The sequence below is a fragment of the Methylobacterium brachiatum genome, from assembly GCF_900113845.1.
Lineage (GTDB): Bacteria > Pseudomonadota > Alphaproteobacteria > Rhizobiales > Beijerinckiaceae > Methylobacterium > Methylobacterium brachiatum.
Genome location: NZ_FOQW01000009.1, coordinates 173,661 through 196,338 on the forward strand (window position 1 = coordinate 173,661; position 22,678 = coordinate 196,338).

The 22,678-nt window shown below is 71.1% G+C and carries 22 protein-coding genes; 13 read left to right on the forward strand and 9 right to left on the reverse strand.

Features of this window, described 5'->3' with window-relative positions; genetic code table 11:
* Positions 1-180 precede the first annotated feature (180 nt).
* Together BMZ47_RS13675 and BMZ47_RS13680 are read right to left on the reverse strand one after the other, a co-directional pair.
* Positions 181-1,425, reverse strand: a complete 1,245-nt coding sequence (locus BMZ47_RS13675) for a glycoside hydrolase family 5 protein (protein WP_091863021.1) — start codon at positions 1,423-1,425, stop codon at positions 181-183.
* A complete protein-coding gene (locus BMZ47_RS13680; RefSeq protein WP_091863024.1) occupies positions 1,422-2,609 on the reverse strand; it encodes a DUF1972 domain-containing protein in 1,188 nt (395 codons plus the stop codon). Before BMZ47_RS13680 ends, BMZ47_RS13675 begins: the two co-directional genes overlap by 4 nt.
* Before the next feature lie 204 nt (positions 2,610-2,813).
* Between BMZ47_RS13680 and BMZ47_RS13685 the strand changes: the two genes are divergently transcribed.
* The 3 genes from BMZ47_RS13685 to BMZ47_RS13695 all read left to right on the forward strand — a co-directional run bounded on the left by BMZ47_RS13685 (position 2,814) and on the right by BMZ47_RS13695 (position 6,453).
* On the forward strand, positions 2,814-4,070 hold the full coding sequence (locus BMZ47_RS13685) for a glycosyltransferase family 4 protein (protein WP_244536815.1): 1,257 nt from the start codon (positions 2,814-2,816) through the stop codon (positions 4,068-4,070).
* 266 nt (positions 4,071-4,336) lie between these two features.
* Positions 4,337-5,326, forward strand: a complete 990-nt coding sequence (locus tag BMZ47_RS13690; RefSeq protein WP_091863030.1) for a sterol desaturase family protein — start codon at positions 4,337-4,339, stop codon at positions 5,324-5,326.
* A 2-nt stretch (positions 5,327-5,328) separates the two neighbouring features.
* A complete protein-coding gene (locus BMZ47_RS13695) occupies positions 5,329-6,453 on the forward strand; it encodes a GNAT family N-acetyltransferase (protein ID WP_091863033.1) in 1,125 nt (374 codons plus the stop codon).
* Between the two features lie 77 nt (positions 6,454-6,530).
* Here BMZ47_RS13695 and BMZ47_RS13700 read toward each other — a convergent pair whose 3' ends face one another.
* Positions 6,531-7,832, reverse strand: a complete 1,302-nt coding sequence (locus BMZ47_RS13700; RefSeq protein WP_091863035.1) for an MATE family efflux transporter — start codon at positions 7,830-7,832, stop codon at positions 6,531-6,533.
* A 150-nt stretch (positions 7,833-7,982) separates the two neighbouring features.
* Positions 7,983-9,137, reverse strand: a complete 1,155-nt coding sequence (locus BMZ47_RS13705; protein WP_091863038.1) for an aminotransferase class V-fold PLP-dependent enzyme — start codon at positions 9,135-9,137, stop codon at positions 7,983-7,985.
* Between the two features lie 146 nt (positions 9,138-9,283).
* On the opposite strand from BMZ47_RS13705, the gene BMZ47_RS13710 reads away from it, so the two are divergent.
* The 4 genes from BMZ47_RS13710 (at position 9,284) to BMZ47_RS13725 (ending at position 12,267) form a co-directional block, all read left to right on the forward strand.
* Positions 9,284-10,525: a molybdopterin molybdotransferase MoeA gene (locus tag BMZ47_RS13710; RefSeq protein ID WP_091863041.1), complete on the forward strand. Its 1,242-nt coding sequence runs from the start codon at positions 9,284-9,286 to the stop codon at positions 10,523-10,525.
* A 76-nt stretch (positions 10,526-10,601) separates the two neighbouring features.
* Positions 10,602-10,829: an antitoxin gene (locus tag BMZ47_RS13715; protein ID WP_007561964.1), complete on the forward strand. Its 228-nt coding sequence runs from the start codon at positions 10,602-10,604 to the stop codon at positions 10,827-10,829.
* Positions 10,826-11,266, forward strand: a complete 441-nt coding sequence (locus BMZ47_RS13720; RefSeq protein WP_091863044.1) for a type II toxin-antitoxin system VapC family toxin — start codon at positions 10,826-10,828, stop codon at positions 11,264-11,266. Before BMZ47_RS13715 ends, BMZ47_RS13720 begins: the two co-directional genes overlap by 4 nt.
* Positions 11,267-11,391: 125 nt before the next feature.
* The gene (locus tag BMZ47_RS13725; protein ID WP_091863047.1) at positions 11,392-12,267 is read left to right on the forward strand and encodes a 4-(cytidine 5'-diphospho)-2-C-methyl-D-erythritol kinase; all 876 of its coding nucleotides are present in this window, start codon (positions 11,392-11,394) and stop codon (positions 12,265-12,267) included.
* A 17-nt stretch (positions 12,268-12,284) separates the two neighbouring features.
* On the opposite strand, the gene BMZ47_RS13730 is transcribed toward BMZ47_RS13725, so the two are convergent.
* Positions 12,285-14,099 carry a chloride channel protein gene (locus tag BMZ47_RS13730; protein WP_091863134.1) on the reverse strand — a complete coding sequence of 605 codons (1,815 nt, stop codon included), beginning with the start codon at positions 14,097-14,099 and terminating at the stop codon, positions 12,285-12,287.
* Between the two features lie 151 nt (positions 14,100-14,250).
* Here BMZ47_RS13730 and BMZ47_RS13735 point away from each other — a divergent pair, with 151 nt between their 5' ends.
* Positions 14,251-14,679: a MarR family winged helix-turn-helix transcriptional regulator gene (locus tag BMZ47_RS13735; RefSeq protein ID WP_091863135.1), complete on the forward strand. Its 429-nt coding sequence runs from the start codon at positions 14,251-14,253 to the stop codon at positions 14,677-14,679.
* A gap of 43 nt (positions 14,680-14,722) precedes the next feature.
* Positions 14,723-15,601, forward strand: a complete 879-nt coding sequence (locus BMZ47_RS13740; protein WP_091863050.1) for a protein-L-isoaspartate O-methyltransferase family protein — start codon at positions 14,723-14,725, stop codon at positions 15,599-15,601.
* A 12-nt stretch (positions 15,602-15,613) separates the two neighbouring features.
* Here the strand turns inward: BMZ47_RS13740 and BMZ47_RS13745 are convergent, their stop codons facing one another.
* Positions 15,614-16,228, reverse strand: coding sequence for a glutathione S-transferase family protein (locus BMZ47_RS13745; protein ID WP_091863053.1), 615 nt, complete (start codon positions 16,226-16,228; stop codon positions 15,614-15,616).
* A gap of 104 nt (positions 16,229-16,332) precedes the next feature.
* Here BMZ47_RS13745 and ftrA point away from each other — a divergent pair, with 104 nt between their 5' ends.
* Complete coding sequence (ftrA, locus tag BMZ47_RS13750) at positions 16,333-17,319, forward strand: transcriptional regulator FtrA (RefSeq protein WP_091863056.1); 987 nt, start codon at positions 16,333-16,335, stop codon at positions 17,317-17,319.
* A gap of 9 nt (positions 17,320-17,328) precedes the next feature.
* Here the strand turns inward: ftrA and BMZ47_RS13755 are convergent, their stop codons facing one another.
* Positions 17,329-18,348 (reverse strand): polyprenyl synthetase family protein, encoded by a 1,020-nt coding sequence (locus tag BMZ47_RS13755; protein ID WP_091863059.1) that lies wholly within the window; start codon positions 18,346-18,348, stop codon positions 17,329-17,331.
* A gap of 168 nt (positions 18,349-18,516) precedes the next feature.
* On the opposite strand from BMZ47_RS13755, the gene BMZ47_RS13760 reads away from it, so the two are divergent.
* The gene (locus tag BMZ47_RS13760) at positions 18,517-18,741 is read left to right on the forward strand and encodes a putative signal transducing protein (RefSeq protein ID WP_091863063.1); all 225 of its coding nucleotides are present in this window, start codon (positions 18,517-18,519) and stop codon (positions 18,739-18,741) included.
* Positions 18,738-19,487, forward strand: a complete 750-nt coding sequence (locus tag BMZ47_RS13765) for a tRNA1(Val) (adenine(37)-N6)-methyltransferase (protein ID WP_091863066.1) — start codon at positions 18,738-18,740, stop codon at positions 19,485-19,487. The genes BMZ47_RS13760 and BMZ47_RS13765 overlap by 4 nt, the downstream gene beginning before the upstream one ends.
* Here BMZ47_RS13765 and BMZ47_RS13770 read toward each other — a convergent pair whose 3' ends face one another.
* Positions 19,488-19,799, reverse strand: a complete 312-nt coding sequence (locus BMZ47_RS13770; protein ID WP_091863069.1) for a hypothetical protein — start codon at positions 19,797-19,799, stop codon at positions 19,488-19,490. It lies immediately after the preceding gene.
* A gap of 35 nt (positions 19,800-19,834) precedes the next feature.
* Complete coding sequence (locus BMZ47_RS13775) at positions 19,835-20,521, reverse strand: trna delta -isopentenylpyrophosphate transferase (protein ID WP_091863071.1); 687 nt, start codon at positions 20,519-20,521, stop codon at positions 19,835-19,837.
* 931 nt (positions 20,522-21,452) lie between these two features.
* On the opposite strand from BMZ47_RS13775, the gene BMZ47_RS13780 reads away from it, so the two are divergent.
* Positions 21,453-22,625: a zinc-dependent alcohol dehydrogenase gene (locus BMZ47_RS13780; RefSeq protein WP_091863075.1), complete on the forward strand. Its 1,173-nt coding sequence runs from the start codon at positions 21,453-21,455 to the stop codon at positions 22,623-22,625.
* Positions 22,626-22,678: the final 53 nt, after the last annotated feature.

Consider the following 22,678-nt stretch of genomic DNA (forward strand, 5'->3'; position numbering starts at 1 on the left):
TACCCCCGGCTCCTCCTACTCTCCCCCCCCCCTCATCCTGAGGCGCGAGCGCAGCGAGCCTCGAAGGAGCCCTCCAGGGATCGCGCGGCAGGCTGGAAGGCTCCTTCGTGGCCTCCGCTGCGCTCCGGCACCTCAGGATGAGGGGGGAGAGTAGGAGGAAACACTTCTGAGCGAACCCGCTTAACGACGTCTGCCAAGCCCGAGCGCGGCCACCAGGGCCGGATCGATGGCGTGGCCATCGTCCATCAGGCCGAGCCCGTCGAACAGGTTCCAGAACGACCAAGCGAAGCCCGCCCGCTCGGCCGCGCGCCGTACGTCGCCGAGATAGGCCGCGCGATCCGCGGGCCTGGATGCCGTGTACCGGGAATCGGTGCGCAGCGCCCCGAACTCCCCCATCAGCACATGCCGGGCCGGAATCCCGTAGAGGTCGGCCCAGGTCGAGACCGGAGCCATCGCCTGCGCCAGATAGGCCGGGCCCGGATCGGCCTCGCCGTATTCGCGCAGCTTCGTCTCGATCACCGCGAAATCCCGGGCCTTCTCGGCCTGCGGGACGGCACGGTCCGCCGCCATGCGGGCCCGGATTGCCGCGAGCGTCTCGGGCAATCGTGCCGCCGCGCCCGGCCAGGGCACGGCATTCAGCCAACGGTAGAACGGCTCCTCGGTGAGCCAGGTCGCACCCTGGTGGGAGAACAGATACGGCTCGTAGAAATGGAAGGTGTAGAGCAGCGGCGCGAACCGCGTGAAGGTTGCCGGGTCGAGGGCCGTCAGCCCGGACACGAGGCTGCCGCAGGCGCCGGTCGCCACCAGGGTCAGGTCCGGCGCGGCGTCGCGCGCGGCGGTGAGGAGCCCGGCCTGAACCCGGTTCCAGGCGCCCGCTCCGCAGGCCTGCGGCGGCTCGTTCACCGGCTCCAGCGCCACCCGGTCGGGACCCTTCCGGGCGCAGAGCCGGGCCAGTTCGGCGATCAGGCCGCGATAGGCCGGGTAGAGCGGCGCTTGCTCGGAGCCGTAGAAGGCGCCGGGCGTGTAATGGTGGGTGGCGGCGTTCGCCTGGACGTTGAGCAGGACGCGCATCCCGGTCGCCAGCACCGCTTCGATCGCATCCGACAGGGTGCCGAGAAGCTCGGCCCGGCGCGCGCCGGTGAACGCCACGAACGGCCCCGGATCGAGCGGAAGCCGGGCGAAGTCGAAGCCGAGCTCCGCCAGCCGGCGCAGATCGTCCCGGCTCGGCACGGGGCGGTCGGCCTGGAACGGCGGCCAGGCATAATCGGTCCGCGGCGCCGGAAACTCGGTGGTGAGCGAGAACCACGGCCATAGGGCGATGCCGCGGCGGAGCCGAAGCGGTTCCGGGGCGGCCACGACCGGGAGCGCGCCCGTGCCGGCGACGGCGAGCCCACCGGCCAGCACGGACCGCCGGCTCGCCCTCATCCCTCCGTCCCGGCCGTAGCGCGCTGCGGGCTTGCATGGGCCCTGACACGGGATTCCGGGGCCGGCAGCCGCGGGTAGCCGCCGACCCGGCGCAGCTCGTCCTCATAGGCGGCCAGGACGTCGTCCCAGCGAAACCGTTCGGCCTGGGCGCGCGCCGCGGCCCGGGCGGCCGCGACCGCCCCATCGTCGGTCAGGACCCGCTCGATAGCGGCGGCGCAGCTGTCGCCGTCGGTGAAGTAGAACTGGCCGTCGCCCGCGGTGCCGCGGTTGAACGGGTTGTCGTGCGCGATCACCGCGTTGCCGGCCCACAGCGCCTCCACAAGCGACGGGTTGGTGCCGCCGACCGTGTGGCCGTGGAGATAGGCGCGCGCGTGGACGCGCAGGCTCTGGACCATCTCCGGCTCGTAGATCGCCCCCGGCATCAGCACCTCGAGCCCGGCGGCGTTCTCGACGGCGCGGTGATAGGCGTTGCCGACCTTCAGGGTGCCGAGCACCACTAGCCGCATGCCCCTGGGCTTGCGTGAGAACGCCTCGACCAGGGTGAGGATGTTGTTGTCGGGTTCGATGCGGGCGATCGACACCAGGTAGCGCCCCGGCTCGAGCCCCAGGGGCGGCGGCCGCAGATCCGCCGGCGGCGGATCGCCCCCGTAGGGAATCGTCGCGATGGCGCGACGCGGGCGGCGGCGGGCCAGATGGTCGGCGATGGCCGGATGGTCGGCCACGAGCCGCTGCGACGACCAGGCCGCGATCCACTCGCTCCCGTAGAAGAACGCCCGCACCGGCAGCGGCCATTTCGGCCGGCGCCACTCGATTCCGTCCATGTTGGTCAGGATCCGGCCGCCGCGCGCCCGCAGGTAGGGCAGGAACGCCGCGCCGTTATAGCCGAGGACGAGGCAGACGCCGCCCCGCGTCGCCGCGTCCTTCACGCAGAACGCATCGAAGGCCAGCGTCGCGGCCGGACCGCGCAGGGCCACCTCCACGGTGATCAGCGTGATGCCGTTCCAGGTCCGGGTCGAGACCCGGTCCCGCACCCGCTCGACCTCCGCCTGACAATAGACGCCGACCCGCCAGCCGTGACTGGCGAGATGCAGCGCAAGCCGTTCCGCGAAAGTCTCGAAGCCGCCATGGGCGGCCGGAATCCCGCGCGTCCCAAGAATAAGTAGTGTGGGCGCATCGACGGGCACGGCTCTTCCTTTCCTGTTATCGGTTCATATTGTACAGCGGCAGGAATAACGGTCGCCTAAATAGGCGATACAACCCTCGGTTGTTATAGATCGATAAGTTTTCATCTTATGGTAGATAGTTCGATACTGGCTTCATCTTCTAGCCCAGTTGGCGGCGGTGTGGCACCGCGTCCCTCGGCTTTGCGGACGGATGCGCCCCCCGCCATGCGGCGCGACACAGCCACCGATTCGGGAGCGACCGGGACGACCGGCACGTTCGCGTTCGGGCGCCAAGCCGGAAGCGCGCCGGTCACGCGCATCACCTGCGTGCATCAGGGCTTCGAGCTCTACGGATCGGATCGCTGCTTCATCGAGACGGTGCGGACCATCCGGGCCGCCCATCCGACCGCGCGGATCGAGATCGTCCTGCCCCGGCGCGGCCCGATCGTGGCAGCGCTCGAGCCCTATGCCGACGCGATCGTGATCGAGCCGCTGTGGATCCTGCGGCGCAAGAACCTCGCCCGCCTCGCCACGTTGGGAATGATGGCCCTGCCCTTCGCGGTGGCCCGGGCGCTCCGGCGGATCCGCGACAGCGATCTCGTCTACATCAACACCACGGTTGTGGCCGATTACCTGCTCGCCGCCCGCCTGCTGCCGGGGCGCAGCATCGTGCACGTGCACGAGATCCCGGAAGGCGCCGTGCTGAAGGTCCTGCGCGGGCTGATCCGCTGGAGCGGCGCCAACGTCGTGTTCAATTCGCGCGCCACCGAGCGGGCCTACGCCCTGCCCGTGGGGGCCACAGCGCGCGTGGTCTATAACGGCATCGCCGGACCGGCGGAGCCGAACGGGCGAGATTACGACGGCACGCGGCCCCTGCGGGTGCTGATGCTCGGCCGAATCAGCCGGATCAAGGGCCAGGACGTGCTGGTCGAGGCGCTGGCGTCCCTGCCGGCGGCCATCCGCAGCCGGATCGAGCTGAAGATCGTCGGCAGCGCCTTCGAGGACGCCGCGCGCGAGGAAGCGCTGGCCGCGCGGATCGCGGAGACCGGCCTGGCGCAGCAGGTCACCCTCCAGCCCTTCGTGGACGATCCGTCCGCGCTCTACCGCTGGGCCGACGTGGTGACGATGCCCTCGCAGCGTCCGGAATCGCTCGGCCGGGTGGCGATCGAGGCGATGTCCTACGGCGTGCCGCCGCTGGTCACGGATATCGGCGGCCTTCCCGAGGTGGTGGCCGACGGCAAGACCGGCTGGATCGTGCCGCCCGGCGGCCCGGAGCCGATCGCCACGGTGCTCGCCCGCATCGCCACCGACCCGGCCAGCTGGCGCGGCTTCGGCCGGGCGGCCCGGGAACGCTACGAGACCCTGTTCTCGGAGGCCTCGGCCGCCGAGGGGATCGACGCCATGGTGCGCGCGACCCTGCGGCGCGCCCGGAGCCCCGAGACGGCGGTGGCCGCGGAACGGACCGCGCGCCCGGCGGCCTGACCAACATGTCTTCGGTCCGCGCCTATACAGGACGGAGACCGGCCTTTGTCCGCGGTCGATCTTCGGTGGACAATCACCGGCACTGTCAAATTCGGTAAGCACCGCGCGACGATAATAGCCACCGCGCAAGTCGCCGACGATGCCGAGACGCGCGCAGCGCCGCGCAGGCATGGCGCGACCTGCGCTCCGGCGCGTTGAGCGTCTCAAGCGGATCCGGCGGTTTCCGTCGGCGTGCAAGCCGGGCTGGCGGAGGGAAACGACTCGTCATGGATGTCGTCCAGTTCATCACGCGGATCATCGACAGGGTCTCGGCCGAGAACCTGGTCGCCGCCGGCCTGCTGTTCGCGACGGCGTTCGGCTGCGCGCTGATCGCGTATCTGCGCACCGCGGAACGCTACTCGTTTGCCGAGTTCTTCGAATTCGCGCTGCCGCACGAGGTGATGACCCACCCCTCCGCCCGGGCGGATTTGCTGTTCTACGTCACCCGCAAGGCGATCATGCCGTTCCTGCTGATCCCGGCGGGCGTGACCTTCGTGGTGGCGGTCGGCTACGCGACCAACCGGGTGCTGGGCACCCTGTTCGGCATCGACCAGCCGATCTTCGGCGAGCCCGGGCCGGTGACCGTGGTGCTGTTCACCCTCACCATGCTGCTCGCCTACGACCTGTCCTATTACCTCTACCACACGGCCCAGCACCGCTACCCGTTCCTCTGGGAGCTCCATAAGGTCCACCACTCGGCCGAGGTGATGGTGGGCATCACCAAGGACCGGGTCCACCCCCTCGACGAGCTGATGAACCGGGCCTGGGACGGGGTGATCCCCGGGATCTGCTTCGGGATCTGGAGCCTGCTGGCCCTGAACCCGGTCGAGCTGACGGTGTTCGGGATCAACGTCTACATCATGCGCAACATCCTGATGATGGACTTCGTGCGCCACACCCATTTCAAGATCTCGTTCGGCCGGCTCAACGCGGTGATCCTCTGCCCGCACTGGCACCAGCTCCACCACTCGACGGCGCCGCAGCATTACGACAAGAATTTCGGGCTGCTGTTCTCGTTCTGGGACCGCCTGTTCGGCACCCTCCACGTCCCGGAGCCGAACGAGGATTTCACCTTCGGCCTGGTCGATCGCGATGTCGCCGATTATCAATCCCTCTCGGGTCTCTACGTGCTTCCTCTCAAGAAGATGGGCCGGCGGATCGCCCGGCAGGTCCGCCGCCTGCGCGGGATCCCCGCCCAGCCTAGCTCCGGCGCCTGACCATGTCCCCTGAACGTTTCGAGATCGTCCGCACCGCGGAGCGGCTGGCCGCCGTCGGGCCGGCCTGGACCGCGCTGTGGCGCCGCAGCGGCGCCCTGGTGTTCCAGAGCCATCCCTGGATCTCGGCCTGGTGGGCCAGCGCCCCCGACCGCGAGCGGCGGGCGCTCGCGATCGTGCTCGCCTGGCGCGGCGACACCCTGGTCGGCGTGCTGCCCCTGGCCACCGTGCGGCGGAAGGGCTTCCGCGTGCTCGAATGGGCCGCGAAGGATTGCTCCGATTTCGGCGACGCTCTGCTGGCGGACCGCACGAATGCCGGGCTCGTCCGGCGGATGTGGCAGCAGGCCAGCCGGGCGGGCGGCTTCGACCTCGCCTACCTGAACCGGCTCCTGCCCGACGCCGCCGCGCGGGCGCTGCTCACCCCCATCTCGGGCAGCACGAGGCTGCGCCTCAACCACCGCGACGAGGCGAACTGGCGGGTGCGCGGCCCCTGGCCGACCGGGCAGGCCTGGTTCGACGCGCAATCGAAGAAGACCCGCCAGAATTACCGGCGCGGCCAGAAATCCCTGGGCGAGCACGGACCGCTGACCTTCCGGCTGCTCGGCCCGGAGGAACCGCTCGGGCCTGTTCTGGACAAGCTCACCCAGTTCAAGCGCGCGTGGCTCGCGACCCACAACCTGCCCTCGACGGCCTTCTACGACGAGGGTTCGCAGGCGCTGCCCGCCATGGTGGAGGTGCTGGCCGGGACCGGACTCCTGCACGCCTTCGTGCTCGAATGCGGTGGCGCGCTGGTGGCCGTCTCGATCAACTTCGTCCAGGCCGGCACGATGATGGCGTTCGTCACCACCTACGACCCGGCCTTCGAGCGCGGATCGCCCGGCATGGTGCTGATGATGGACTACATCATGTGGTCGATCGACCAGGGGCTGCACACGGTCGATTTCCTGTGCGGCGACGAGGGCTTCAAGGGCCGCTTCGGCACCGAGAGCCTGACCCTCGCCTCGATGATGGGCGGGCGCACCCCGCAGGGCGCGGCGGCCCATCTGGTCGACCGCACCGGGCACGTCCTCAAGCAGCGCTTCGGCAAGACGGACGACACGGCGACCCACGCGGCCGAAGCGGCGGCGTGACTCGCGGGACCGGTGCTGGTTGAGAGGAAAGCGTGCCGTCGGGGCGCTGAGCATCCCGACGATTCCAGGCCGCCGCGCTAGGGCGATCCCGTCGCCGAAACGCCCGCGCCGCGCCCGCCCCGCGACGACGCCCGAAACGCCCCCACCGACCAGATCAGCGTCGCGATCTCGGAGGCGAGAAGCCCGAGAAGGGCCGTGTCCGGCGGCATCAGCAGCAGGAGCGGCACCATGAGGGCGAAGCCCAACGCGGCGCTCGCCACGGCCCCGGCCGTGATCGTCCGGAACGCCGCGGAGGCTTCGAGATAGGCGCGCGGGATGGCGTAGAGCAGCGACGTCGTCACGACGGCCCAGACGCCGAGCCCGATCCAACCCATGGGCTCGGCGGCGAAACGCCCCTTGAACAGCACCTGCTCGATCAGCGGCAGGGTCGCGGCCATCACCAGCCCGTAGACCAGGCAGGCACAGCCGATCAGCAGGACGTGGCGCATCACGAGCCGGCGGGCGGCCTGGACCTGCCTGGCGGCCAGCAGGCCGCTGATCTCCGGCAGGACCATATTCATCAAGGCGCTCGTGGGGATGCGCAACGGCGCGTAGAGCACCAGCGTCGCGGCGATCGGCGCGTAGGCCGCCGGTCCGGCCAGAAGGGCGAACAGGAGCGTCAGGCCCTGGCCCTGCACGGTGAGGCTGGTGACGCCGGCGAGCGACCAGGCCAGGGTCCGCCAGATCGCCCGGTAGCGCGCCCGCGCCCGGGCGTGGAGCGAGATCCGCAGGCGTTGCCGCAGGGCCCCGTAGGCCACCGCGATGGCGATGGCATGGGCCAGCGCGATCGCGAGGAACGCCCGGTCGAGCAGGGCCGCGCCCTCCCCGCTCACCCCGCGCCACACGAAGGCGGCACCGCAGACGGCGTAGACGAGATCGCTCAGACCCGCGATCCGCGGCCGCCCGCGCGCCAGCAGCACGATCCGGAGATAGCTGCGGAAGCCGTAGAGGCCCACGAACGCCCCGGCCGCCAGGGCGCCGAGGCCGATCACCGGGATCAGCGCCACGGAGGTGGCGACCGCCATCAGCACGGAGACCAGGGCTGCGCCGGAGCCGAACATCACGTCGTAGCCCAGCGCCGCCGGGCGACCGAGGCTGCGGGCGAGGTGGAGCGTCGCCGGCACCGCGACCAGGGCACGGATATAGGTGATGCCGACCGCGCCGACCGTGAACACGATCGCGAACAGCCCGTAATCGTGCGCCCCGAGTTCGCGCACCAGCAGGATGTTCAACGCGAAGTGGAACAGGCTCTGGATCAGCTCGCCGGAGAGGATCACGGCGAACCGTCCGGAAAGGCCGGCGCGCGCCGTCGCGATCAGGTTCAGGCGGCGGGCCGGCATGGAAAGGGTCTCACCGGGTCGCGGCATCGGTCTCGGCATGATGGTGTGGGGCGGCCTTCTTCCGGTGACGACGGCCGCGCTTCGATCCGGTCATCTAGGGGCGGGGTCCGGGACGGCATCCGCATTCGCCCGGGCACGGGCCGGAAACTCTCAACCCTGCGCGTCCGTTCGGTCTCCGGCGCCGCGGCCGAGAACGTGTCCGAGTGCGCTGACGCAGCGGGCGACATCCTCCGCATCGGCCCAGACATGCGGGCTCAGGCGCAGTGCCCCTGACCGCTCGCTCACGAAAACGTTTGCCTCCTGCAAACGATCCACCAGGTTCCCGGGCAGGCCGCCGGGCAGCCGTGCCCCGAGGATGTGGCCCGCGCGCAGGGGCTCCGGCGCGACGGCCAGGCCCAGACCCGCGACGCCTTCGGCCAGGCGGTCGGTGAGGTCGCGCAGCCTGGCCGCGACGGCCGGGACGCCCCACCCGGCGATCAGGTCCAGGCCCGCCGCCGCCATGGAGAGCGCCGCGGGATCGTTCAGTTCGCCGCGATCGTAGCGTCGGGCTCCGGCCACCGGCGACCGGTTCCCGGTATGCTCCTCGATCGGCACCCCGTCCTGCCGGCCGGGCGCGGCGTACAGGAAGGCGACGCCGTAGGGGCCGAGCGCCCATTTGTAGGTCGGAAAGGCCAGGAAGTCGGGCCGCCAGCGGGCGACGTCCACCGGCATCGCCCCGACGGCCTGGGTGGCGTCGATCACCAGGGCGGCGCCGGTGTCGCGCACCGCCGGAGCGAGCCGGTCGAGATCGATCCGGCCGCCATCGGTCCAGTGCAGGGGCGTCAGGGTGGCGACGGCGAGGGGCTTCGCCGCCGGGCGCCGGATGGCCTCCAGCAGAGCCGCCGTCCAGTCCCCGTCCGCCGGCCGGGCGACCTCCTCCACGACGAGATCATGGGCTTCCGCCAGCCGGTCGAAGGCGTAGCGCAGGGACGGGAACTCATCGGCCACCCGCAGCAGCCGGCCGCCCGGCGCGGGGGCGAGGTTGCGCGCGGCCGTGGCCATGGCGTGGCTCACGGACCCGACGATCGCGACGTCGTCGATGCCCGCACCGATCAGCCGGGCCGCCGCCATGCGGGTCCGCTCGGCGAGAGCTGGGATCGCCGAGCGGGGAAAGGTCCAGGGCTGGCTCTTCACCAGGATCCCGGCCTCCCCCGCCGCCCGCACGGCCCGCGGCAGCGGCGACCACGCGGCCGCATCCAGGTAGGCGACATCCGCGGGCACCTCGAACAGGTGGCGCTGGCTGGGAATCGGTTCGACGCGCGGCATGATGGCCGGGACCGTAGGAGATCGCGCGGGAAGCCGCCATGGTCCGGACTTGATCGCTCAGCCCCGATGCCGCAAGCCGGCAGGCCACAGCCCCGCGAGGCAACCGTGCCGACCCGCTCCCTGCCCAAGACCGATATCGCGTCACGATGGGACGCCTGAGCCGCGACTGCTTCGATGCCGGGCCCGCGCCGATGCGGGTCGCCGAGGCAGTGGCGCTGCTGCGCGCGCGGCTGCCGATCCTGTCGGGGATCGAGTCGGTCTCCGTCGAGCGCGCCGACGGGCGTGTGCTGGCGGAGGATCTGATCGCCCCGATCGATCTCCCCCCGTTCGATAACGCCGCGGTCGACGGCTACGCGGTGCGGGCCGGCGACCTTGCGCCGGCGGGCGAGACCCGGCTGCCGCTCGGCGGCCGCGTCCCGGCCGGCCACGCGCCGGCCGATCCCGGGCCGGGCTTCGCGGTGCGGATCTTCACCGGGGCGCCGATGCCGCCGGGCACCGATACGGTGGCGATGCAGGAGGATGTCCGGCTCGACGGCGACGCCGTGATCCTGCCGGCCGGCCTCGCCCCGGGCTCCAATCGCCGCCGGGCCGGGGAGGATGTGGCCCGCGCCAGCCGCGCGATCCCGGCCGGGACGCGGCTGGGGCCGCGCCACCTCGCGCTCGCTGCGGCCCTCGGCCTGCCCGCGCTGCGCCTGCGGGTGCCGCTTAAGGTGGCGCTGTTCTCCACGGGCGACGAGCTGACCCCGCCCGGCCACGAGCTTCCGCCCGCCGGGATCCACGACGCCAACCGGCCGATGCTCGCCGCCCTGCTGCGGCGGCTCGGCGCCGAACCCGTCGATCTCGGCATCCTGCGCGACGCGCCCGGCCCCCTGCGCCAGCGCCTCGCAGCGGCCGCCGCCGCGCACGACCTGATCCTCACCTCCGGCGGCGTCTCGGTGGGCGAGGAGGATCACGTCCGCGCAGCCGTCGAGGCCTCGGGCGGCCTGACCTTCTGGCGGCTGGCGATCAAGCCCGGCCGTCCCGTGGCCCTGGGCCAGGTGGCGGGAACCCCCTTCGCCGGACTCCCGGGAAACCCGGCCGCCGCCTACGTCACCGCCCTCGCCGTGCTCCGCCCCCTGGTCCTGCATCTCTCGGGCGCGCACGACGCGGCGCCGACGCTGACCGTCCGCAGCGGTTTCGACCGGGAGAAGCGGCCGGGCCGGCGGGAATACCTGCGCGTCTGCCTTCGCGCCGGAGCGGACGGCGTGCCCGAGGCGGTGCCGGCGCCCGGCGGCGCCCTGTCCGGCCTGGCGACCAGCGACGGGCTGGTGGAGCTGGCCGAGGATCTGAGCGCCGTGCGAGTCGGCGATGCCCTGCCGTATCGACCGCATGGCGATTGGGGGATGTGACGGCCGGATAGGCGGCGCTGCCATCGACATGACGCTACGAACGTATATACTTTTGGGTATATACACGGAGGCCCGCATGACGAGGACCCGCGTCTTCCAATCGGGGAACAGCCAGGCCGTCCGGTTACCGGCCGGGTTTCGCCTCCGGGGTCCCGAAGTCGAGATCCTGAAACGGGGCGATGAAATCGTGTTGCGGGAGATTCGGCCCCACGATCTCTCTGCTGCCTTCCTCCTTCTGACTGAGCTTCCGATTGATGAGGTCGTCCGTGAGGACACGCCGCCTCAGGAGCGCGAAGGCCTATGAAGCCGCGCTACATGCTGGATACCAACATCTGCATCCACATCCGCCGCGCCCGGCCTCCACAGGTGCTCGAACGGTTCCGGGACCTGACGCCGGGCGACGTGGTCATGTCGCCGATCACACAAGGCGAACTGCTGTTCGGCCTGGAAAAAATCCGGACGACGACGGGCTTCGACGCGGCGCTGCGTGGCTTCACAAAACTGGTCGAATTGATCCCGGTCGTGGCCTTGGGCGAGACCGTTTCCGCACATTACGCGGCGTTTCGCGCCAAGCTGCAGACGGCCGGGTTGAACATCGGGAACAACGACCTTTGGATCGCTGCGCACGCGAAAGCGCTCGATGTCACCCTGGTCACGAACAACACCCGGGCGTTCGACCGGCTCAAGCCCGCCCTTTCGGTCGAAAACTGGGCCGACGAGGCGACCGGATTTGCCCCGTAGGCGCGCGCCCACGATCGAGCTTCCATGACCTTTCGGCGGTGAATTGGACCAGACATCCTGCGGGACACCGCGCCCGTGAGCCTGTAGAGCGTCAGGCCCGATCACGCCGCCCTGTTCGAGACACCGTGTCCCTGCTCGCCGACCGCGCCCCCGCCAAAGTCAACCTGACGCTCCACGTCCTCGGGCGGCGCGCCGGCGACGGCTATCACGAGCTGGAGAGCCTGGTGGCCTTCGCGGGCAGTGCCGACCGCCTGACCCTCGACCCCGACGCACCGCTCGGCCTCACCGTCAGCGGCCCGACCGCCGGCCCCGCCGGCCCGACGCAGGACAACCTCGTCCTGCGCGCCGCCCGCGGGCTCGCCGCGAAGGTGCCGTCGCTGCGGATGGGAGCGTTCCATCTGGTCAAGCGCCTGCCGGTCGCGGCCGGGATCGGCGGGGGCTCCTCCGATGCCGCCGCCGGCCTGCGGCTGCTCGCCTGCCTCAACGGCCTGGCGCTCGACCACTCGGCCGTCATCGCGGCCGCGCGCGAGACCGGGGCCGATGTCCCGGTCTGCCTCGATCCCCGGGCGCGGATGATGCGCGGCGCCGGTGAGGCGATCGGCCCGGCCCTCGGTCTCGCGCCGCTGCCGGCGGTGCTGATCAATCCCGGCGTGCCGGTGCCGACCGCCCCGGTCTTCAAGGCTCTGGGCCTCGCGGTCGGCCAGAGGCTCGACGGCGCACCGCATCCCGCGATCGCCGAGGGGCTCGGCGCCGACGCCCTCGTGGCGGCGCTCGCCCCGGCCCGGAACGATCTGGAAGCGCCGGCGCTCACGGTCGCCCCGGTGATCGGCGAGGCCCTGGCGGCCCTGCGCGACCAGGGCGGATGCCGCCTGGCGCGGATGTCGGGGTCGGGCGCGACGGTGTTCGCGCTGTTCACCGACCGGCGCGCCGCCGTGCGGGCGGCCGCCACTCTGCGGGCCGCCCGTCCGGGCTGGTGGGTGGCGCCGACTTTCCTGCGCTGAGCGACGGACGGCTCCCGTCAGCTTCCGGCCGTACCGGCGCGCGCGCGGCCGCGGCGGAAATAGGCCCGGCGCTCGGCCTCGGCCCGGACCGTCGTGGCGCGCACCTGCAAGAGGTCCTTGCGGGTGAGAAGCCCGACCAGCGCGCCGCTCTCCGGATCGGTCACGGGCAGGCGCCCCTGCCCGGCCGAGAGCATCACGTCGAGGGCGTGCGAGACCACGTCGCCCGGATGCACGACCGCAAGGTCGGCATCCGAGACGCGCTCGGCCAAAGTGCCGTCAGGCCCGTCGCCCTCCCCCGTCTCGACCGTCCAGCGCAGGGCGTCGTTGCGCGTGACCAGCCCCACCGGCCGCCCGGCGCTGTCGATCACCGGATAGGCGTGATGCTCGCCGACACGGATCGCCGCCAGGGCCTCGGCGAGCGCGATTTCTCCGTCGAGGGTCTCGACCGCGCGGGTCATGACCGCCTCGACCCGGGCGAGATCGTAGGGATCGATGCCGTATTCCCGGGTCACGTGCTGGCCCCGCCGGGCGATCTTCTCGGTGAGGATCGAGCGCTTGAGCAGCAGCACGGTCACCGCATAGGCCGCCATCGTGGCCGCGAGCAGCGGCGCCAGGGCGGCGACGTCCCCGGTCACCTCGACGGCGAACACCACCCCGGTGAGCGGCGCCGGCAGGGTCCCGCCGAGCATCGCCGCCATGCCGAGCAGCGCCCAGAAGCCGTGCGCCCCCGGCAGAACGAGCCCGATCAGCCAGCCGATGGCGCCGCCCAGGATCAGCAGCGGCGCCAGCACGCCACCGGATGTGCCCGACGACAGGGCCGCGAGCCAGATCACCGCCTTCACCACCAGGATCGTCAGCACGGCGCCGGCCAGCAGATGCCCAGCGAGGAGGTCGCGGATCACGTCGTAGCCGACGCCGAGCGCCCGGGGCTCCACGAGGCCGCCGAGCCCGACCACGAGGGCACCGAGGGCCGGCCACCACATCCAGTGGATCGGCAGCCGACCGAACCCGTCCTCCAACGCGTAGAGCGCGCGGGTCAGCACGCCAGAGATCAGTCCGCAGGCGACTCCGAGCAGGGCGCAGGCGGGCAGGCCCCACCACGGCAGGGCCGGGTTGTCGGTGAAGGGGAAGAGCGGGCCGGCCTCGAACAAGGCGGGGCGCCAGCAGGCCGCCGTCACCGCCCCGACCGTCACCGGCACGAGGCTGCGCGGCCGCCATTCGAACAGCAGCACCTCGACGGCGAGCAGCACGGCCGCCACCGGCGTCCCGAAGATCGCCGTCATGCCGGCGGCGGCGCCCGACACCAGCAGGGTCTTCCGCTCGGCTGCGCTGAGATGGAAGAACTGCGCGAACAGCGAGCCCACCGCGCCGCCCGTGACGATGATCGGCCCCTCGGCGCCGAACGGGCCGCCGGTGCCGATCGCCACCGCCGAGGAGAGCGGCTTGAGCACCGCCACCTTCGGCGACATCCGGCTACCGCCGATCAGGATCGCCTCCATGGCCTCCGGGATGCCGTGGCCGCGGATCTTCTCCGAGCCGTAGCGCGCCATCACGCCGACGATCAGCGCGCCGATCACCGGGATCGCGATCATCCACGGCCCGGGCGTGGCGCCGGCCAGGGAGGTGAGTGCGGTGTCGAGCCGACCGTACCAGACGGCGTTGGTCACGAGACCGATCAGGGTCAGCAGGATCCAGGCCGTGCCCGAGGCCGCGGTGCCGGTGATCGCGGCCAGCCCGGCCAATGCGAGCACGCGGCGATCCGCGCTGAAATCGCCGAGCGCCCGCCGCAAGGGCCTTTCGTTCGTGCGCTCGATCCCTGGTCCGCCGTCCATCCGATCCTCCATCCGCCCGCGGCTAATTACATCGTGATACGATATATTCAACAAGCGCGGGTCTGTGTGACGGTGCGACGAAGACGGCGAGCGCCTATGGATCGGCACGCCGGTGCGCCGGGTGCCGCGCGGGAGCGGCCGGGAGACCACCATGGACGCCGACGATCCTGAGACCGTGCCGCTCTCCCAGGAGCAGTACGCCGCGCTGGCCGAGTTCCGGTATCGGCTGCGGCGCTTCCTGGCCTTCAGCGAGGCGGCCGCATCCCGGGCCAGCATCCCGCCCCAGCAGCACCAAGCCCTCCTGGCCCTGGCCGGCCATGCCGGTCGCGCGCCGCCGACGGTCGGATTGCTGGCCGAGCAGCTCTTGATCGCACCGCACAGCGCGGCCGAGCTGGTCGCCCGGATGGTCGAGGGCGGCCTGTTGACCAAGGCGCGGTCGACCGAGGATCGCCGGCGCAGCGAGCTCGCGCTGACGCCCCGGGCCGAAGCGTTGCTGCGGGCCCTGACCGCCGCGCATCTGGAGGAGTTGCGCGGCTTGGCGCCGGCTCTGGCCGATGCGCTGACACCCGCGGCATCTTGACGCGAAATGGGACCGCTGGTTTCCTCCCCCATGGGGTGAGCGGATGGCGGATCGAGCCGGTTCGGACGCGCGCAGCGTCAAACTTCGCGGCTTCTACGCGTCCCTCGTGGCGGGCCAGAGCGCGGCGGCCGACGGGCGCATCGAGGAGGCCTTCGCGGCGGTCCCGCGCGAGCCGTTCGCCGGGCCGGGTCCCTGGTCGATCCTGGCCGCCAATGTCTGGCGGTCGCGGGACCGCGGGTCGCCCTACGTGACCACCCCGGACGACGATCCGGCCTTTCTCTACCAGGATGTGCTGGTCGCTCTCGACGCCGCCCGCTCCATCAATATCGGCCAACCGAGCCTGCACGCCCTGTGCCTCGACGCGCTGGCGCCCCAGCCCGGTGAGACCGCGATCCAGGTCGGCACCGGCAGCGGCTATTACACGGCGCTGCTCGCCCATCTGGTCGGACCGGAGGGCCAGATCCACGGATTCGAGATCGATCCCGGCCTCGCCGAGCGGACGGCGCGCAACCTTGCGCCCTGGCCCTGGGCCCGGGTCGAGGCGCGCTCCGGCGCGTCGGACGGGCTGCCGCAAGCCGACGCGATCTACGTCAATGCCGGCGCACCGCGCCCGGCGCGCGCCTGGCTCGATGCCCTGCGGCCGGACGGGCGGCTGCTGTTCCCGCTCCAGCCTCGCTACGGCCGGGGCGGCATGCTGCTGATCCGCAAGGTCGCCGGTGCCGCCGCATGGCCGGCCCGGTTCGTCTCGCCCTCGGTCTTCATCCCCCTGCAGGGGCTGCCGGAGGCTGACACGGAGGGGTTGTCGGAGGCCTTCGCCCGGGGGCCCCTGATGGCCGTCCGCGCGATCCGCTTCGGCGAGAAGCCCGATGCGAGTTGCTGGTACGATGGCGGCGATTGGTGGTTGTCCACCCGCGCGCCGTGAGGCCGCCGGCGGCTACCGGAACGGGCACGCCGTGAAGGCCGGCAGCGTCTCGGCGCGGGCGCAGAGGGCGGTGAGGTTCGGATGCGCGTCCTCCGAGAGCGCGTCACCCTGGACGCTCCGGGTAAAGCGGCAGACCACCGCGGCGGTGATGTCCGGCTGAAGCGGCTCGGGCCCGAACAGCCAGGGCTGCCGCGCCCCCACCTCCCGCTCCAGCTCCGCATAGGCGGCCGCGAGCTGCGCTCGGACGCGCTCGAGCCACGGCGCGTGATGCTTCTCCTCGGGGCGGAGGTTGCGCTCGTAGACCAGCTGCACCGTCTTGTCCGCGGCCGCCAGGGCGAGGCCGAGGATGCGGCAGGCCCGGGCATGGGCATCGGGCGTCGCGGGCATCAGGCGGGCGCGTTCGGGGTGCAATTCGGCCAGGTGGGCCAGGATCAGCGTCGAATCCATCAGCACGATCCCGGCCTCGGTGATCAGGGTCGGCGCCTTGATCACCGGGTTGAGGGCGCGGAAGGCGTCGATGTTGCGCAACACCGAGAGCGGCTCGAGGGTGAACGGGATGTCGGCCAGCCGCATCGTGATCGCGACGCGGCGGACATAGGGCGAATCGAGCATACCGATCAGGCGCATGGCGACAACCTCAGACTGGCCGCATCCCTCTGTGCGGACAGGCGAAATGTCCCCGGTGCGCGCCTCCGTTGCCAGTGGCACGATCGGCCATTACCAGCGGGATCATGCCAAAATCGCGCCGTCCCACCGTCGTCATCCTGGCCTATGACGGGCTCTGCACCTTCGAGTACGGCTGCGCCGTCGAAATCTTCGCGTTGCCCCGGCCGGAATTCGGCGCGCACTGGTATCGCTGCGCCATCGCGGCCGTCGAACCGGGGCCGCTGCGCGGCAGCGGCGGGGTCGTGATCCAGGCCGATGGCGGCCTCGAACTGCTCGACGGTGCCGGCACGATCGTGATCCCGGGCTGGCGCGGCCCGACCGGCGCGATCCCGGCCGCCCTGCTCGACGCGTTGCGGCGGGCGCATGCGCGCGGGGCACGTCTCGTCTCGATCTGCGCCGGGGCCTTCGTGCTGGCCGAGGCGGGGCTCCTGGCGGGGCGCCGCGCCACGACCCATTGGCATTTCACCGACCGGCTCGCGGCCTATCCGGGCGTGCAGGTCGCAGCCGACGTTCTGTATGTCGACGCGGGCGCGATCCTGACATCGGCCGGGAGCGCGGCCGGGCTCGACCTGTGCCTCCACGTCGTGCGGACGGATTTCGGCGCGCAGATCGCCAACCGGGTCGCCCGCCGCATGGTGGTCCATGCCCATCGGGACGGCGGCCAGGCGCAGTTCGTCCAGCGGCCCGTGCCGAAGCGGGCCGGCGCCAAGCTCGGGATCCTGTTCGATCGCGTGCGTGAGACGCTCAGCGAGACCTGGACGGTCGAGCGCATGGCGGCCGAGGCCGGGCTCAGCCTGCGCAGCCTCCATCGCCACGTGCGCGACGCCACCGGCCAGGCGCCGGGGACCTGGCTCATCGCCGAGCGGCTGGCCGAGGCGCGGACGATGCTCGAGGAGACGACCCGCTCGGTGGACGAGATCGCCCGGCTGGTCGGGTTCGGCTCGGCGCCGGCCCTGCGCAGCCATTTCCGCAGCCTCCTGGGCGTGACGCCCACCGCCTACCGGCGCAGCTTCACCACCGGGCCTGCGAGAGCTCTGCTGGACGCCGCCTGAACCGCCGCTTCAGCGCGCGCGGGCGACGCAGAACTCCACCGCGCCGTTGAGCGCGGCCTTCACGGGCCCGTCCGGGAAGATGTCGAGGGCGGCGCGGGCCTGGGCGCCGTACTGGTGGGCGCGGGCCACCGTCTCCTCCAGGGCGCCGTGGCGCTGGAGCAGGTCGAGGGCGGTGCCGAGGTCGTCCTCGCCGATCTCGCCCTGCTGGAGGGTCCGCCGCCAGAAGCCGCGCTCGCCCTCGCTCGCCCGGCGATGGGCCAGGACGATCGGCAGCGTGATCTTGCCCTCGCGGAAATCGTCGCCGACATTCTTGCCGAGCTCGGCCGAGGTGCCGCCGTAATCGAGCACGTCGTCGATCAGCTGGAAGGCGATGCCGAGATTCATCCCGTAGGCGCGGGCAGCGTCCTGCTCGGCCTTCGGCCGGCCGGCCAGGACCGGCCCGACCTCGCAGGCGGCGGCGAACAGCTCGGCGGTCTTGCCGCGGATCACCGCCAGGTAGGCGGCCTCGTCGGTCTCAAGGTTCTTGGCGTTGGTGAGCTGCATCACCTCGCCCTCGGCGATCACCGTGGCGGCGGCGGACAGGATGTCGAGCGCCCGCAGGGAGCCGACCTCGACCATCATCCGGAAGGCCTGGCCGAGCAGGAAGTCGCCGACCAGCACCGAGGCCTCGTTGCCCCACTTGATCCGGGCGGCGACGCGGCCGCGGCGCATGTCACTCTCGTCGACCACGTCGTCGTGCAGCAGGGTCGCGGTGTGCATGAACTCGACGCTGGCGGCGAGCTTCACGTCGCCGTCGGCGTCGCCGGCATAGCCACAGAGCTTGGCGCAGGCCAGCGTCAGGATCGGGCGCAGGCGCTTGCCGCCGGACGCGATCAGGTGGTTGGCCACCTCCGGGATCATCGCCACGTCGGAGCCGGTCCGCGACAGGATCGTGGTGTTGACCCGGGCCATGCCGTCCGCCACCAGCGCGACGAGGTCGCTCAGCCCCGCCTCGGCCTCGGGCTTCGGATTCTCGATGGAGAGGGCCATACCCAAGATCCGCGACCTCCAGTCCGGTTCCCCCGCAGGGAGCGGGCGATCCCTTCGCACGCGCCTCGCGGCGCCGCAACATCGGCGCCACCGGGATATGGTGCGACGAGCCTGCGCAGCGAACGCGACGAATGCGCCGGAAGCCCGGCCTCCCGCCGAAGAATTGCGATGATCGTGCTGATTTCCGCGAATGACCCGGTCCTGATCGGCTTCGCCCGCTCGGTGCTCGAAGCGGCGGAGATCCCGGTCCTGGTGGCCGATACCCATATGAGCGTGATGGAAGGCTCGATCGGGGCGTTCGGCCAGCGGCTGATGGTGCCGGGGGATTGGGCGCCCCAGGCTCGCCGGTTGCTGAAGGATGCCGGGCTCGCCCACGAGTTGCGCGACCCGTGAGCGACGCGCCGGACGCGTTCCTGGGCGGGATCCTGCGCCTGCACCAGCCGCAACGGGGGGCGCACCGGGCGGGGACCGACGCGGTGCTGCTCGCCCGATGGCTGGCGCCGGCGGCGGGGGAGCGGCTCTGCGATGTCGGCGCGGGGACCGGCGCGGTGGGCCTGGCCTGCGCGGCGCTCAATCCCGGCAGCCGCCCGACCCTGGTGGAGCGCGATCCGGACCTGGCCGGGCTGGCCCGGGCGAACGCCGCCCTCAACGGACTCGACGCGACCGTGATCGAGGCCGACATGCTCGCCCCCGCGTCCGAGCGCCGCGCCGCCGGGCTGGAGCCGGACAGCTTCGACCTCGTCCTCACCAACCCGCCGTTCTTCACGGAAGGCCGCCACCGCCCCTCTCCGCATCCCGGCAAGGCGACAGCGCACACATTCCCCGAGGGCAGCCTGGACCTCTGGATCCGCGCCTGCACGGCGATCCTGCGGCCGGGGGGGCGGTTCGGGCTGATCCACCGGGCCGATGCCCTCCCGGCCTGCTTGGAGGCGCTCAAGGGCCGCTACGGCGGGATCGCGATGCGCCCGGTCCATGCCAGAGCCGAAGCCCCGGCGATCCGGGTGCTGATCGCCGCGACACGGGGCAGCCGGGCGGCGCCAAGCCTATTGCCGCCCCTGGTGCTGCATGGCCCGGACCCGAAAACATTCACCCCGGAGGCCGAGGCGCTCCACCGGGGCGCCCCCTGGCCGCCGGCCTGATCAGGCCGCCAATGCGGTCGGCGCCACATCGCCGATGCCGAGGAACCGCTCGACGGCGGGCAGGTCCGAGAACCCCAGAAATTCCGGGCGCAGGGGCTCGGGCAGCCCGTCGAAATTGAGCCCCGGGAACGTGTCGGGATGCGGGTAGAGCTGCCACTCCGCGCCCGGCTCCACCGGCGGGAACAGGATCGCGACCTTCTCCTCGCCCAGGCGCACGATCCGGGTCGGGCTGTAGGACAGGGTCTCGATGCTCCAGTTCCGGTGATAGTCCCGGCGGGCCTTCAGGGTACGGCGGCTCGGCGCGCGATGCATGGCGGTCTCCTGCGGTTGGGGGATGGTGTGGGGGTTCAGGCGGCGCTGCGGCGGCCGGTGCGCTTCGGCCAGCCCAGGGACACGAGGCGCGCCTTGGCGTAGTCGCGGACCTCGTCGCGGGTGCCGGGCGGCATCGCCGCCAGGATCGCCTGGGTCGCGCCGTCGAGCATCAGGTCGGTCACCGCGTTGATCGTCTCGGCCTCGTCGATCCGGCGCTTGAGGTCGCCCTCGGCCTCGGTGACCTCGTCGAAGGGCTGGGCCTCCTCGAAATCCTCGTCCACAGCCCGGACGGTGGGCAGCTGAGCGCGGAACTCGTCGGCCTCCTCCTCCGAGTAGACCAAGCCGTGGAGCTCGATCAGCTTGAGGATGACGCGATCCTTCCCGCGCTTCTCGGCCATGGCGTAGACGTAGGCCGCCTGCTTGCCCGAGACGCGGTAATTCACGTTGACCAAAGCCTCGCCCATCGACCACTCGATCCGGTCGGGGGCCTGTTTCGCGCCGGCCTTGGCGCCGGGCAGGCGCCCGGTCACCAGCAGCACGGCCTCGTCGCGCTCGGCCCGGATGATGGTCGGCGGATCGAACACGATCCCGGCCTGCGCGGCGATGCGCTCCAGGGTCTTGTGATAGATCACGGCCGTGCCCTGCACGCGCCAGACGTTGCCCCCGAAGGGCTCCCCGTAGCGCACCAGGATGTCGGCGATCTGCTTGTCGGCGGTTCGCATGCGGGGCTCGTTCCGGTGTGAGACAGCTGCGTCATCCACAGCTTTCTACGGCGACGCTCTTTGTTCCCGTTTTGTTTCACCGTATATGCGTGATCGCGGGGGCGTGCGCAAGGGTTGCGGCGCGCTCGCCCTGTCGATTGAGGGGGCTGCGTCAGTGCGCGCGGGCGTGCCGGAGGCAGGCGGGGAGGGTTCGGTTTCGGGGATCGGCTTGAGGCGGGGCGGTGATGCACGGGCGTCCGGTTTTCGCTTCCCAGCACGCGACGCGGCGTCGTCCGGGCCCGATTGGCGCGCCTCCTTTTTCGGTCCTGGCTGGCGACCGACGATCGCGGGACCTCGACGGAGTCCTCCGGAAAACGCGGGGCCTGCGGAACGCCGGCTTCGAAGCCTTCTCCGACACTTCGGGATCGAGGAGCGGTTCGGAAGACCGGCAGGTTCGCCGCTGCCCCACCATCATCGCGCGCACAGGGACGGATCCGGGGGACCGAAACGGGTCCGCATAAGAGTGGCTGCCATCGACCGATATGGGCCGCGCGGACAGCCCTTGGGGCTTCGCGCATGAGGCGGTTTTAAACCGCGCCCGGTCCTAATGGCGTGCACGGAGGCGTCCCAGCATGTCAGGCGTCGAGGACGCGGACGTCGTTGAGCGCTGCGCCGTTCCGCCAGAGCCGGCCCCATGCCCGGCCTCGGACCCGCGCAGCTGGTGTGGAACGCCGCCTCTTCCGAGCGCCGCCAAGTCTTCGCGTCAATGACCGCCTATCGTCCAGCTTTCGCGGCCAATATCTGCAATGGTCAAGGTAAGAACGGGGTGTCATTTTATTACAATCGGTTTTTATAGTGTAGCCCCGGGAAACATTCCGGCTCGAATACATTCTATGCAGGAGCACCCTTGAGCAGAGTCGAGAATCCTTCCTCCTGATTGGGGAGACGGTCCATGAAAGCACTGGTTTGGCACGGCACTCAGGATATCCGCTGCGATACGGTTCCGGACCCCAAGATCGAGGATGATCGCGACGCAATCATCAGGGTCACCGCCTGCGCGATCTGCGGCTCGGATCTGCACCTCTACGACCACTTCATGCCCGGCATGGAGAAGGGCGACGTCATGGGCCACGAGTTCATGGGCGAGGTCGTCGAGACCGGCAAAGGCGTCAAGGGCGTTCTCAAGAAAGGGGAGCGCATCGTCGTGCCGTTCACGATCATCTGTGGTGAGTGCGATCAGTGCAAACGCGGCTATTTCTCCGTCTGCGAACGCTCAAACCGCAACAAGGATATCGCCGACAAAGCCTTCGGGCACACCACAGCGGGCCTGTTCGGCTACACACACCTCACCGGCGGTTATCAGGGCGGGCAAGCCGAGTACGTCCGGGTGCCGTTTGCCGACAAGACGCATATCAAGGTGCCGGAAAACCTGAGCGACGAGCAGGTCCTGTTCCTCGGTGACATCTTCCCCACCGGCTGGCAGGCGGCCGTACAGGCCGACATCCAGCCGACCGATACGGTCGCGATCTGGGGCGCCGGCCCCGTCGGCCAGATGACGCTACGCTCCGCGCTCCTGCTCGGGGCCAAGCGGGTGGTCTGCATCGACAGCGTGCCCGAGCGCCTGGAAATGGCGCGCGCGGGCGGTGCGACGACGATCGACAACAGTCAGGAAAGCACGGTCGAGCGCTTGAATGACCTCACGGACGGCAAGGGCCCGGAGAAGTGCATCGATGCCGTCGGCATGGAGGCGCATTCGCCGCGCGCGCTCGAACATGCTTACGACCGGCTGAAGCAGTCTGTGATGCTCGAGAGCGACCGGGCCTCGGTGCTGCGCGAGATGATTTACGTCTGTCGCCCCGCCGGCATCCTTTCGATCCCGGGCGTTTATGGTGGGCTTGTCGACAAGATGCCGATGGGAGCCCTGATGAACAAGGGTCTCACCATCCGGACGGGTCAGACCCACGTGAACCGGTGGACGGACGACCTCGTCAAGCGCATCGACGACGGGCAGATCGATCCGTCGTTCGTCATCACCCATCGGGCCAAGCTCGATCAAGGGCCCGAGATGTATAAGACCTTCCGCGACAAGAAGGACAACTGCATCAAGGTCGTGCTCAGACCCTGAGTGGTTCCGCAGCCCGTCGCGCTGCGGCGGGCTGGCGACTTCGCCCCCATCGC

Coding starts and splice junctions, on each gene's coding strand:
- BMZ47_RS13705 (WP_091863038.1), bottom strand. CDS start 9,137: ATGCCGCGCGTCGAACCGATTCCCAGCCAGCGCCACCTGTTCGAGGTG.
- BMZ47_RS13740 (WP_091863050.1), top strand. CDS start 14,723: ATGGCGGATCGAGCCGGTTCGGACGCGCGCAGCGTCAAACTTCGCGGC.
- BMZ47_RS13770 (WP_091863069.1), bottom strand. CDS start 19,799: ATGCATCGCGCGCCGAGCCGCCGTACCCTGAAGGCCCGCCGGGACTAT.
- BMZ47_RS13745 (WP_091863053.1), bottom strand. CDS start 16,228: ATGCGCCTGATCGGTATGCTCGATTCGCCCTATGTCCGCCGCGTCGCG.
- BMZ47_RS13720 (WP_091863044.1), top strand. CDS start 10,826: ATGAAGCCGCGCTACATGCTGGATACCAACATCTGCATCCACATCCGC.
- BMZ47_RS13690 (WP_091863030.1), top strand. CDS start 4,337: ATGGATGTCGTCCAGTTCATCACGCGGATCATCGACAGGGTCTCGGCC.
- BMZ47_RS13760 (WP_091863063.1), top strand. CDS start 18,517: ATGATCGTGCTGATTTCCGCGAATGACCCGGTCCTGATCGGCTTCGCC.
- BMZ47_RS13780 (WP_091863075.1), top strand. CDS start 21,453: ATGAAAGCACTGGTTTGGCACGGCACTCAGGATATCCGCTGCGATACG.
- BMZ47_RS13735 (WP_091863135.1), top strand. CDS start 14,251: ATGGACGCCGACGATCCTGAGACCGTGCCGCTCTCCCAGGAGCAGTAC.
- BMZ47_RS13700 (WP_091863035.1), bottom strand. CDS start 7,832: ATGCCGGCCCGCCGCCTGAACCTGATCGCGACGGCGCGCGCCGGCCTT.
- BMZ47_RS13710 (WP_091863041.1), top strand. CDS start 9,284: ATGGGACGCCTGAGCCGCGACTGCTTCGATGCCGGGCCCGCGCCGATG.
- BMZ47_RS13715 (WP_007561964.1), top strand. CDS start 10,602: ATGACGAGGACCCGCGTCTTCCAATCGGGGAACAGCCAGGCCGTCCGG.
- BMZ47_RS13695 (WP_091863033.1), top strand. CDS start 5,329: ATGTCCCCTGAACGTTTCGAGATCGTCCGCACCGCGGAGCGGCTGGCC.
- BMZ47_RS13775 (WP_091863071.1), bottom strand. CDS start 20,521: ATGCGAACCGCCGACAAGCAGATCGCCGACATCCTGGTGCGCTACGGG.
- BMZ47_RS13675 (WP_091863021.1), bottom strand. CDS start 1,425: ATGAGGGCGAGCCGGCGGTCCGTGCTGGCCGGTGGGCTCGCCGTCGCC.
- BMZ47_RS13755 (WP_091863059.1), bottom strand. CDS start 18,348: ATGGCCCTCTCCATCGAGAATCCGAAGCCCGAGGCCGAGGCGGGGCTG.
- ftrA (WP_091863056.1), top strand. CDS start 16,333: ATGCCAAAATCGCGCCGTCCCACCGTCGTCATCCTGGCCTATGACGGG.
- BMZ47_RS13730 (WP_091863134.1), bottom strand. CDS start 14,099: ATGGACGGCGGACCAGGGATCGAGCGCACGAACGAAAGGCCCTTGCGG.
- BMZ47_RS13685 (WP_244536815.1), top strand. CDS start 2,814: ATGCGGCGCGACACAGCCACCGATTCGGGAGCGACCGGGACGACCGGC.